Origin of the sequence: Pengzhenrongella frigida (assembly GCF_004168625.1) — a bacterium.
Classification (GTDB): domain Bacteria; phylum Actinomycetota; class Actinomycetes; order Actinomycetales; family Cellulomonadaceae; genus Pengzhenrongella; species Pengzhenrongella frigida.
Genome location: NZ_SDWW01000073.1, coordinates 1 through 10,137, shown reverse-complemented (window position 1 = coordinate 10,137; position 10,137 = coordinate 1). Strand labels below are relative to the sequence as shown.

Sequence of the window (10,137 nt, the reverse complement as noted above, 5' to 3'; positions counted from 1 at the left end):
GCGCGAGCAGCATGCCGTCGAGCTCGGCGGCGGTCAGCAGCCCCGCGCCGTGCAGCACGCGGGCGTGCGCGCACGACCCCGCGAGGTCGTGCCGAGCCAGCCGCCAGTCGAAGTGCGTGCTGAGCGACAGCGCCGCGAGCGCCTCGGAGGGCCCGCCAGCGAAGCGACCCCCCCAGAGGCTGACGTGCGCCGCGGGTGCGGGTGTCTGGTCAGGCGACGCCTGGTCAGGCACCGGCGACCACGTTCGTGCCGGTCGGGAGCGGCGCGACCGGGCTGAGGTCCACGCCGTTGCCGAACTTGACGTCGCGTGCCGCGGAGAGCTTGGCGGTGAGGCCGTAGATCTCGATGAAGCCCTTGGCCATCGACTGGTCGAACGAGTCGCCGGTGTCGTAGGTGGCGAGGTTGAAGTCGTACAGGCTCGAGTCGCTGCGGCGACCGCTGACGACCGCGCGGCCGCCGTGGAGCACGAGCCGCACCTCGCCCGAGACGTACCGCTGGGTGTCCTCGATGAACGTGTCGAGCGAGCGCTTGAGCGGCGAGAACCACATGCCGTCGTACACCAGCTCGGTCCAGCGCTGCGAGACGGTCCGCTTGAAGCGGGCCTGCTCGCGCTCGACGGTGACATTCTCCAGCTCCTGGTGCGCGGCGATCAGGGCGACGGCGCCGGGGGCCTCGTAGATCTCGCGCGACTTGATCCCGACGAGGCGGTCCTCGACGATGTCGATCCGGCCGATGCCCTGGGCACCCGCGCGGCGGTTCATCTCCTGGATCGCCTGCAGCGGCGTCACCGGGACGCCGTCGAGAGCGACCGGGACGCCCTGCTCGAACGTGATGACGACCTCGTCGGCGACCGGCGGGAAGGTCGGGTCGTCCGTGTAGGTGTAGACGTCCTTGGTCGGGGCGTTCCAGATGTCCTCGAGGAACCCGGTCTCCACCGCGCGGCCCCACACGTTCTGGTCGATCGAGAACGGGTTGTGCTTGGTGGTCTCGATCGGCAGCGCGTGACGCGTCGCGTACTCGATGGCCTTGTCCCGGGTCAGCGCGAGGTCGCGCACCGGCGCGATGCACTTGAGGTCGGGGGCGAGCGAGGTGATCCCCACCTCGAACCGGACCTGGTCGTTGCCCTTGCCGGTGCAGCCGTGCGCCACGGTCGTGGCGCCGAACTGGCGCGCGGCGCGCACGAGGTGCTTGACGATGACCGGGCGCGAGATCGCGGAGACCAGCGGGTAGCGGTCGAGGTACAGCGCGTTGGCCTTCAGGGCCGGCATGCAGTACTCGGTCGCGAACTCGTCGCGGGCGTCGGCCACGTAGGCCTCGACGGCGCCGCAGTCCAGCGCACGCTGGCGGATGACGTTGAGGTCCTCGCCACCCTGGCCGACGTCGACGGCGACGGCGATGACCTCGGCACCGGTGGCCTCGGCGATCCAGCCGATGCCGACCGAGGTGTCCAGGCCGCCGGAGTAGGCGAGTACGACGCGTTCTTTCATGGCACTTCTTCTTTCGTCGAGGGGAACAAGTTCGTCTGGGGGGTTCGTCTGAGGTGGTCGTCTGGGGACGACGAGCAAGAGGGGTGCGCTAGTCGGGCGCGGCTGCGGCTGAGGTGGTCGACGCGAGCGCGAGGAACCGGGCCGCGAGGGCGCGTCCGCTCGACCCGCCCGCGGCGCCGTCGTTCTCGCGCGCGATCACCAGCACGGTGTCGTCGCCCGCGATCGTGCCGAGCACCCCCGGCATGACGGAGTGGTCGATCGCGGACGCGAAGAACTGGGCGGCGCCGGGCGGGGTACGGAGCACGACCAGGTCGCCCGAGGCGTCCGCCGTCACGAGCAGCTCGGCGCACAGCCGCGCGAGCCGGGCGGCGAGGTACTCGGTGTCGGCGGCCGGCTGGGGGCTGCGGTCGCCGCCCTCGGCGGGCACCGCGTACGCCAGCGCGCCGGTCGCGGTCCGGATCTTGACCGCACGCAGCTCGACGAGGTCCCGCGACAGCGTCGCCTGCGTCACGGAGACCCCCACCTCGGCCAGCGCCGCCGCGAGCTCGGGCTGGGAGTGCACCGGGCGGCGGGACAGGAGGGTGGCGATCAGCGCGTGCCGGGCCGCCTTGGTCGCGGGTACGCGGGCGGTGCCGAGGTCGTCGACGGCGCTCATTGCTGCTCCAGCAGCCAGGCGAGCAGCGCCTTCTGCGCGTGCAGCCGGTTCTCGGCCTCGTCCCAGACCGCCGACTGCGGGCCGTCGATCACCTCGGCGGTGATCTCCTTGCCGCGGTAGGCGGGCAGGCAGTGCAGCACGATCGCGTCGGGCGCGGCCAACGCGAGCGCTTCGGCGTCGAGGCGGAACGGGACGAACGGTGCCTCGCGCTCGGCGGCCTCGGCCTCCTGCCCCATCGAGACCCAGGTGTCGGTCGCGACCACGTCGGCCCCCGCGAGCGCCACGGCACGGTCGTGCGTGATCTGCACCGAGCCACCCGTGGTCGCGGCGATCGCCGCGGCGTCCGCCACGACGGCGGCGTCGGGCACATGGGACGCGGGGGTCCCGATCCGCACGTGCATCCCGGCCGTTGCGCCGCCGAGGAGGTACGAGGCGGCCATGTTGTTCGCGCCGTCTCCGACGTAGGCGAGCGTCAGGCCGGGCAGGGCCGCGACACCGCCCTGCTTCCGGCGCACCTGGGCGACGGTCAGCAGGTCCGCCAGGATCTGGCACGGGTGGAACTGGTCGGTGAGCGCGTTGATCACCGGGACGGACACGTGCGCGGCCATCTCCTCGATGCGGTCCTGGCCGTACGTGCGCCAGACGATCGCCGAGACCATCGAGCCGAGCACCTTCGCGGTGTCCGAGATCGACTCCCGTACCCCGATCCCCGCGAGCCGGCCGTCGACGAGCATCGGGTAGCCCCCGAGCTCGGCGATCCCCACCCCGAACGAGACCTGCGTGCGCAGGGTCGGCTTGTCCAGCAGGACGGCGACCGCGCGCGGGCCGGTGAGCGGCGTGCGGATGAACCGGTCGTCGCGGTAGGCGAGCGCGAGCTCGAGGACCTCCGCCTGCTCGCGCGGGGACAGGTCGTCGTCGCGCAGGAAGTGGCGGGTCACGAGGATGCCTCCAGGGCGGTCAGGTCGGGAAGATCGGCCAGGAACGCCACGAACTCGGCGGCCTGCTCGCGCGTGAGGATCAGGGGCGGGACCAGGCGCAGCGTGGAGGGCTGGACCGGGTTGACGATGATGCCCGCGGCCAGGGCGCGAGCGGCGACGGCCGGGGCGACCGGGCCCGCGAGCTCGACCGCGAGCAGCAGCCCGGTCCCGCGCGTGCCGACGATGAGCGGGTGGTGCAGGGCGGCGATCTCCGCCTGCAGGAACGCGCCGATCGCGGTGGCGTTGGCCAGCAGCCCGTCGCGCTCGAGCACGCCGATGGTGGCCAGTCCGGCCGCCGACGCGACCGGGTTGCCGCCGAACGTGGTGCCGTGCTGCCCGCGACCGAGCAGCGTCGCCGCGCGCTCGCCGTAGGCGATGGCCGCGCCGATCGGGAAGCCGCCGCCCAGCCCCTTGGCGAGGGTGACGACGTCGGGCACGATGCCGCCGCCGAGATGCGGGTGCTGGTGCGCGAGCCACTTCCCCGTGCGGCCCATGCCGGTCTGGACCTCGTCGACGACGAGCAGCACGCCGTGCGCCGCGGTGAGCTCCCGGGCCCTGGCCAGGTACCCGGGCGGCAGTGGCCGCACCCCCGCCTCACCCTGGATCGGTTCGACGAACAGCGCCGCGACGTCGTCGCGGAGCGCCGCCTCGAGCGCCGCCGTGTCGCCGAACGGGATGAACTCGACCCCGCCGGGCAACGGCTCGAACGGCGCGCGGTAGGCGGCCTTGTGGGTCAGCGCGAGCGCGCCCATGGTCCGGCCGTGGAACGAGCCCTCGAGCGCGAGGATCCGCGGGCGGCCCGTGCGGCGGGACATCTTGAACGCGGCCTCGTTGGCCTCGGTGCCGGAGTTCGTGAAGAACACCCGGGATCCCTCCCCGGCGTCGGCGAGGTCGAGCAGCCGCTCGGCGAGGGCGATCTGGGTGGGGGTGCCGAAGAAGTTCGACACGTGCCCGAGGGTGCCGAGCTGCGCGGAGATCGCCGCGGTCAGCGTCGGGTGGGCGTGGCCGAGCGCGTTCACCGCGATGCCGGCGAGCAGGTCGAGGTAGCGCTTGCCGTCCGCGTCCCAGACGTACACGCCCTCGCCGCGCACCAGCACCCGCTGGGGGGTGCCGAACGTGTCCATCACGGCGTGCGTGTACCGCTCGGTCCAGTGCGCGCCCGAGTCGGGGCCGGTCAGGGCCTCGGGACCGCTGGAACCGGTGAGCTCTCCTGCCGTGCTCATGCGCGTGCCTCCGGCGTGACGAGGGGAATGGCTGCGGTGAACGGGGACGGTTCGGGCTCGTCGTCGGGCAGGACCATCGTGCCGATGCCGCCCGAGGTGAAGACCTCCACGAGGATCGAGTGCGCCTCGCGGCCGTCGATGACGTGCGCGCGGCCGACGCCGCCGGTCACGGCGCGCCAGCAGGCCTCCATCTTCGGCCGCATCCCCGAGTCGAGGGTCGGCAGCAGCTCGGCCAGCGCGCTGGCGCGGATGCGCCGGACGAGGGTCGTGCGGTCCGGCCAGCTCGTGTACAGGCCCTCGACGTCGGTGAGGACGATCAGCTTGCGGGCGCCGAGCGCGATCGCGAGCGCCGCGGCCGCGGTGTCGGCGTTGACGTTGAGGACCTGGGTCGGGTCGTCGATGTCGGGCGCGACGGTGGAGACCACCGGGATCCGACCGGCGTCGAGCAGGTCGAGCACCGCGCCGGGGTTGACGCCGACGACGTCCCCGACCATGCCGATGTCGACCTGCTCGCCGTCGATGAACGCGGTGCGGTGACGCGCCTGGAGCAGCCCGCCGTCCTCGCCCGAGAGGCCGACGGCGTAGGGGCCGTGCGCGTTGATCAGCCCGACGAGCTCGCGCGAGACCTGACCGGTCAGGACCATCCGGACGACGTCCATCGTCTCGGGGGTCGTCACGCGCAGGCCGCCCCGGAACTCGCTCTCGATCCCGAGCCGGTCGAGCATCGCGTTGATCTGCGGTCCGCCCCCGTGCACGATGACCGGGCGCAGGCCGACCTGCTTGAGAAAGACCATGTCCTGCGCGAACGCCCGCTTGAGCGTGTCGTCGGTCATCGCGTTGCCGCCGTACTTGATGACGACGAGCGCGCCCGAGAACCGCTGCAGCCACGGCAGGGCCTCGATCAGGACCTCGGCCTTCTGGTGCTCGTTCAGGTCACGGCGGGTGTCGAACGGCTCGAGCTCGAGCGGACCGACGGGCACGACGGGTGCGAACGGCTGGTCGCTCATGAGGAGTACGCGCTGTTCTCGTGGACGTAGTCGTGCGTGAGGTCGTTGCTCCACACCGTGGCGCTGGCCGCGCCGGCGTGCAGGTCGATCTCCACGTGCACCTCGCGGGCCGAGGACAGGTCGACGAGCGCCCGGTCCGCACCCACTCCCCCGGCGCGGCAGATCTGGACGCCGTTGATCGCGACGTCGAGCTGGTCCGCCTCGTAGGCCGCGACCTCGACGGGCACGGTGCCGACGGCGGCGAGCACGCGACCCCAGTTGGGGTCGTTGCCGAACACCGCGGCCTTGAACAGGTTGGAGCGGGTGACCGCGCGGGCCACGGCAACGGCTGCCTGCTCGGTCTCGGCGTTCACCACGGACACCGCGATGTCATGGCTCGCCCCCTCGGCGTCGCCCACCATGGCGCGGGCCAGGGCGGCGCAGGCGGCGGTGACGGCGTCGGTCAGGTCCGCGAGGCTCACTGCCGCACCGCTCGCGCCGCTGGCGAGCAGCGCGACGGTGTCGTTGGTCGACATGCAGCCGTCGGAGTCGACGCGGTCGAACGTCGCGGCGGTCGCCGCGCGCAGGGCGGTGTCGGCGGTCACGGCGTCGACGTGCGCGTCGGTGGTCAGCACGCAGAGCATCGTGGCGAGCCCCGGCGCGAGCATGCCCGCGCCCTTGGCCATGCCACCGACGGACCACGGCTGCCCCTCGGGCGTCCGGCGTTCGACGACGACCGTCTTGGGGACCGTGTCGGTCGTCATGATCGCCGTCGCCGCGTCGGCGCCGCCGTCCGCGGAGAGCACGGGCGCGGCGGCCGAGATGCCGGCGAGCAGCAGCGGCATCGCCAGGCGCTCCCCGATCAGGCCGGTCGAGCAGACCAGCACGTCGCCGGCCGAGATCCCGAGGGCGGTCGCGGTGTGCTCGGCGGTGCGATGGGTGTCGGCGAACCCCTCGGGCCCGGTGCAGGCGTTGGCGCCGCCGGAGTTGAGGACGACCGCCTGCGCGACGCCGTCGGCCACGGCCTGGCGCGACCACACGACCGGAGCCGCCTGGACGCGGTTCGTGGTGAACACCGCGGCGGCGACCGCGAGCGGGCCGTCGTTGACGACCAGCGCGAGGTCGGAGCGGCCGGAGGTCTTGAGGCCGGCGGTGACGCCGGCCGCGCGGAAGCCCTGGGGATGGGTGACGGTCATGGGCTTACCCCGTTCATGGTCAGGCCAAGCGTCTCGGGCAGGCCGAGCGCGAGGTTGAGGGACTGGAGGGCGCCGCCGGCGGTGCCCTTGACGAGATTGTCGATCGCGGTGACGGTGACCACGCGGCCGGCGCGCTCGTCGACGACGACCTGGACCAGGGCTGTGTTGGAACCCAGCGTCGCGGCCGTCGTCGGCCACTGCAGCGCGCCGCCGGGCAGGACCGGGAGCAGGTGGACGAACGGCTCGTCGGCGTAGGCGGCCTCCCACGCGGCGCGCACGGCCGCCGCGCTGGTGCCGGGCACGAGCCGCGCGGTCGCGGTCGCGAGGATCCCGCGGGCCATCGGCACGAGGGTCGGGGTGAACGAGATCGTCACCGCGCCCGCCCCGGCGACCTGGAGGTTCTGCTCGATCTCGGGGATGTGCCGGTGGGTGCCGCCGACGGCGTACGGCTGGGCGGACCCGAGGGCCTCGGACGCCAGCAGGTGGGGCTTGAGCGTCTTGCCGGCGCCCGAGTACCCGTTCGCCAGCACCGCGACGAGGTCGCCTGGCTCGATCACGCCGGCCGCGATCCCGGGCTGCAGGCCCAGGGTCACCGCGGTCACGTTGCAGCCGGGCACGGCGATCCGGGTCGCGCCCACGAGCGCGGCGCGTTGGGCCGTCGCGGTGGTCTCGCCCGCGTGCAGCAGCTCGGGCAGGCCGTACGGCCAGCTCCCGGCGTGGTCGCCGCCGTAGAACTGCGCCCATGCGCCCGCGTCGGTGAGCCGGTGGTCCGCGCCGAGGTCGAGCACGATCGTGCCGGGATCGAGCTGGGCCGCGATCTCGCCGGACGCGCCGTGCGGCAGGCCGAGGACGACGACGTCGTGCCCCGCGAGGGTCTCGGCCGACGTCGGCTGGAGCACCCGGTCGGCCAGCGCGCGCAGGTGCGGGTGGTGCTCGCCGAGAGCGCTGCCGGCGTTCGCGTGCGCGGTGAGGGTGCCGATCCGCGCCTCGGGGTGACCGAGCAGGAGGCGAAGGGCCTCACCGCCGGCGTACCCGCTGGCGCCGGCGACGGCTACGGAGAAGGACATTGCATGAACATACACGCACGTGCAGAACGATGCACAATCCGTCCTGGCGCGGAAGAAACCGGTAAGGGCGTACGTTTCCGGGACATGCGCGCAGTCCAAGCAGTGGCCCCCGGTGGGCCCGACGTCCTCGAGCTCGTCGACCTCCCCGATCCCGAACCGGGACCCCGCCAGCTGCTCGTCCGGGTCGCGGCCGCCGGGGTCAACTTCATCGACACCTACAAGCGCGCCGGGATCTACCCGATGCCGTTCCCGCACGTGGTCGGCGCGGAGGGGACGGGCACCGTCGTCGGCCGCGGCGCGGACGCGCACGGGTTCGCCGTCGGAGACCGGGTCGCGTGGGCCGACGGCGCACCCGGGTCGTACGCGGAGCTCGTCCTGCTCGACGTCGATCGGGCCCTCGCCGTGCCGGCGGGGGTCAGCGACGAGGTGGCCGCCGCGCTGCCGCTGCAGGGTCTGACGGCGCACTACCTGGTCTCCTCGACGTTCCCGGTCACCGCCGGCCAGGACGTGCTGGTGCACGCGGGGGCCGGCGGGGTCGGGCTGCTGCTCACCCAGCTCGCCGTCGCCCGCGGCGCGCGGGTCATCACGACCGTGTCGACCCGCGCGAAGGAGGAGCTGTCCCGCGCGGCCGGGGCGAGCGACGTCGTGCGCTACGCCGAGCTCGCCGACATCACCCGCGAGCTGCCCGAGATCGTCCGCGGGCTCACCGGTGGGGCCGGGGTCCACACGGTGTTCGACGGCGTCGGGCGCACCACGTTCGACGCCTCGCTCGCCTCGCTGCGGCGGCGCGGCGGGCTCGCGCTGTTCGGCGCCGCGTCCGGTCCCGTCCCGCCTGTGGACCCGCAGCGACTGAACGCGGCGGGATCGGTGTACCTCACCCGCCCGACGCTCGGCCACTACATCGTCACGCGCGACGAGCTCGCCGAGCGCGCCGCCGAGTTGTTCTCTGCCGTGGTGTCCGGAACGCTCGGGGTCCGCGTCGGCGCGACGTTCGCGCTCGCCGATGCCGCAGCCGCCCACCGCGCCCTCGAAGGTCGCGCCACCACCGGAAAGGTTCTCCTCGTCCCATGACCGTCTCCCCCGCTGTCCCCACGGCCACTCCCTCCGCTGCCCCGTCGGCGGCTGCGACCGGGTTGCCCGGGTTGCCCGTGCTGCCCGTGCTGCAGATCGATGTGTGGTCCGACGTCGCCTGCCCGTGGTGCTTCATCGGCAAGCGCCGGTTCGAGGGCGCGCTCGAGGCGTTCGAGCACCGCGCCCAGGTCGAGGTGACCTGGCGCAGCTACCAGCTCTCGCCCGACGCCGAGGTCGGCTCCCCCCACACCGAGGCCGAGCTGCTCGCCGAGCACAAGAACATCCCGATCAAGGCCGTCCGGGAGATGTTCGAACAGGTGACCGCCCTGGCCGCCGCCGAGGGGCTCACCTACGACTTCGACACCGTGCGGCCCGCGAACACGTTCGACGCACACCGCCTGATCCACCTTGCTGCCCCCACCGGGCACGCCGACGCCGTCATCGAGGCGCTGATGACCGCCCACTTCAGCCACGGCACGGCCGTGGACGACCACGAGGAGCTGGTCGCCCTCGCCGAGCGGTGCGGGTTGGTCGGCGACGACGTGCGCGCCGCGCTGGCCGGGAACGCCGCGGGTGAGGCCGCCGGTGCTGCGGTGCTGGCCGACATCGACCAGGCGCGGGCGATCGGGGTGACCGGGGTGCCGTTCTTCGCCTTCGACCGTCGGTTCGGGGTCGCCGGGGCCCAGAGCAGCGAGCTGTTCGCCGACGCGCTGAACCAGGCGTGGGCCGGGCTCGAGCTCGCCCCCGAGCTCGCCTAGCATCGCGACGATGAACTCGCTCCCGCGCCGGATCACTCCGGCCGACCTGCCCGTGCTTGCGGCCCTCAACGACGCGGCGGTACCCGCGGTCAGCCCGCTCGGGCTCGCCGGGCTGACCGCGCTCCTGCCGCACTGCGACACCGCCGTCGTGCTCGACGACGACGCCGGCACGCCCGTCGCGTTCCTGCTGGCGCTGGTGGCAGGTGCGGAGTACGCGAGCGAGAACTATCAGTGGTTCGAGGCGAACCGGCCCGGATCGCTGTACGTCGACCGGCTCGCGGTGGCCCCGCGGGCGCACGGTCGCGGCCTGGGTCGCCTGCTGTACGAGGCCGTCGCCGCTCGCGCCGAGACCCTCGGGCTGACGGAGATCACGTGCGAGGTGAACCTCGAGCCCCCGAACCCCGAGTCGATGGCGTTCCACGCGCGGCTCGGGTTCGTCCAGGTCGGAGAGCAGTCCACGAAGGGCGAAACGGTCCGCGTGGCGCTCCTGGCCCGCCGGGCCTGACTCGGGGCGACGGGGCGGGCGGGCGACCGGGCCCGACGGCGGTTCTCGCGTGTCGCGCCGACGGCGGTTCTCACGCGTCGGGCTCGACGGCAGTGCGCGCTCGCGCCCGACGGCGGCGCGCGTGTGGGCTGCGATCGGGTCCGACGGCGACTTCCCCTCACGCCCGACGACGGCGCCCGCGTGGGCCTGCGACCGGTGCCGGACAACGCTTC

The 10,137-nt window shown here is 73.5% G+C and carries 10 protein-coding genes and 1 pseudogene; 3 read left to right on the top strand and 8 right to left on the bottom strand.

Translation table 11 applies throughout. The features are described 5' to 3' along the window. The 8 genes and pseudogenes from EUA98_RS18715 to argC all read right to left on the bottom strand — a co-directional run. Window positions 1–232 (bottom strand): annotated as a pseudogene (locus EUA98_RS18715) (argininosuccinate lyase); the annotation flags it as partial. Continuing rightward, window positions 225–1,487 carry an argininosuccinate synthase gene (locus EUA98_RS18710; protein ID WP_130104208.1) on the bottom strand — a complete coding sequence of 421 codons (1,263 nt, stop codon included), beginning with the start codon at window positions 1,485–1,487 and terminating at the stop codon, window positions 225–227. The gene EUA98_RS18710 and the pseudogene EUA98_RS18715, both read right to left, overlap by 8 nt. Before the next feature lie 88 nt (window positions 1,488–1,575). After that, window positions 1,576–2,142 carry an arginine repressor gene (locus tag EUA98_RS18705; RefSeq protein ID WP_130104207.1) on the bottom strand — a complete coding sequence of 189 codons (567 nt, stop codon included), beginning with the start codon at window positions 2,140–2,142 and terminating at the stop codon, window positions 1,576–1,578. Beyond that, window positions 2,139–3,080, bottom strand: coding sequence for an ornithine carbamoyltransferase (argF, locus tag EUA98_RS18700; RefSeq protein ID WP_130104206.1), 942 nt, complete (start codon window positions 3,078–3,080; stop codon window positions 2,139–2,141). The genes EUA98_RS18705 and argF overlap by 4 nt, the downstream gene beginning before the upstream one ends. After that, window positions 3,077–4,342 (bottom strand): acetylornithine transaminase, encoded by a 1,266-nt coding sequence (locus EUA98_RS18695; protein ID WP_130104205.1) that lies wholly within the window; start codon window positions 4,340–4,342, stop codon window positions 3,077–3,079. The genes argF and EUA98_RS18695 overlap by 4 nt, the downstream gene beginning before the upstream one ends. Then, window positions 4,339–5,349 (bottom strand): acetylglutamate kinase, encoded by a 1,011-nt coding sequence (gene argB / locus EUA98_RS18690; RefSeq protein WP_130104204.1) that lies wholly within the window; start codon window positions 5,347–5,349, stop codon window positions 4,339–4,341. Before argB ends, EUA98_RS18695 begins: the two co-directional genes overlap by 4 nt. After that, entirely contained in the window at window positions 5,346–6,524 is a 1,179-nt protein-coding gene (gene argJ, locus EUA98_RS18685; RefSeq protein ID WP_130104203.1) for a bifunctional glutamate N-acetyltransferase/amino-acid acetyltransferase ArgJ, read from the bottom strand. Before argJ ends, argB begins: the two co-directional genes overlap by 4 nt. Next, window positions 6,521–7,591 (bottom strand): N-acetyl-gamma-glutamyl-phosphate reductase, encoded by a 1,071-nt coding sequence (gene argC, locus EUA98_RS18680; protein WP_130104202.1) that lies wholly within the window; start codon window positions 7,589–7,591, stop codon window positions 6,521–6,523. The genes argJ and argC overlap by 4 nt, the downstream gene beginning before the upstream one ends. Before the next feature lie 84 nt (window positions 7,592–7,675). Between argC and EUA98_RS18675 the strand changes: the two genes are divergently transcribed. Genes EUA98_RS18675 through EUA98_RS18665 form a run of 3 tightly spaced genes read left to right on the top strand, consistent with a single transcriptional unit; the run spans window position 7,676 to window position 9,925 of the window. Next, window positions 7,676–8,662, top strand: a complete 987-nt coding sequence (locus EUA98_RS18675) for a quinone oxidoreductase family protein (RefSeq protein WP_130104201.1) — start codon at window positions 7,676–7,678, stop codon at window positions 8,660–8,662. Continuing rightward, window positions 8,659–9,420 (top strand): DsbA family oxidoreductase, encoded by a 762-nt coding sequence (locus EUA98_RS18670; protein ID WP_130104200.1) that lies wholly within the window; start codon window positions 8,659–8,661, stop codon window positions 9,418–9,420. Before EUA98_RS18675 ends, EUA98_RS18670 begins: the two co-directional genes overlap by 4 nt. A gap of 10 nt (window positions 9,421–9,430) precedes the next feature. Next, entirely contained in the window at window positions 9,431–9,925 is a 495-nt protein-coding gene (locus EUA98_RS18665; protein ID WP_130104199.1) for a GNAT family N-acetyltransferase, read from the top strand. The last annotated feature ends 212 nt before the right edge of the window (window positions 9,926–10,137 follow it).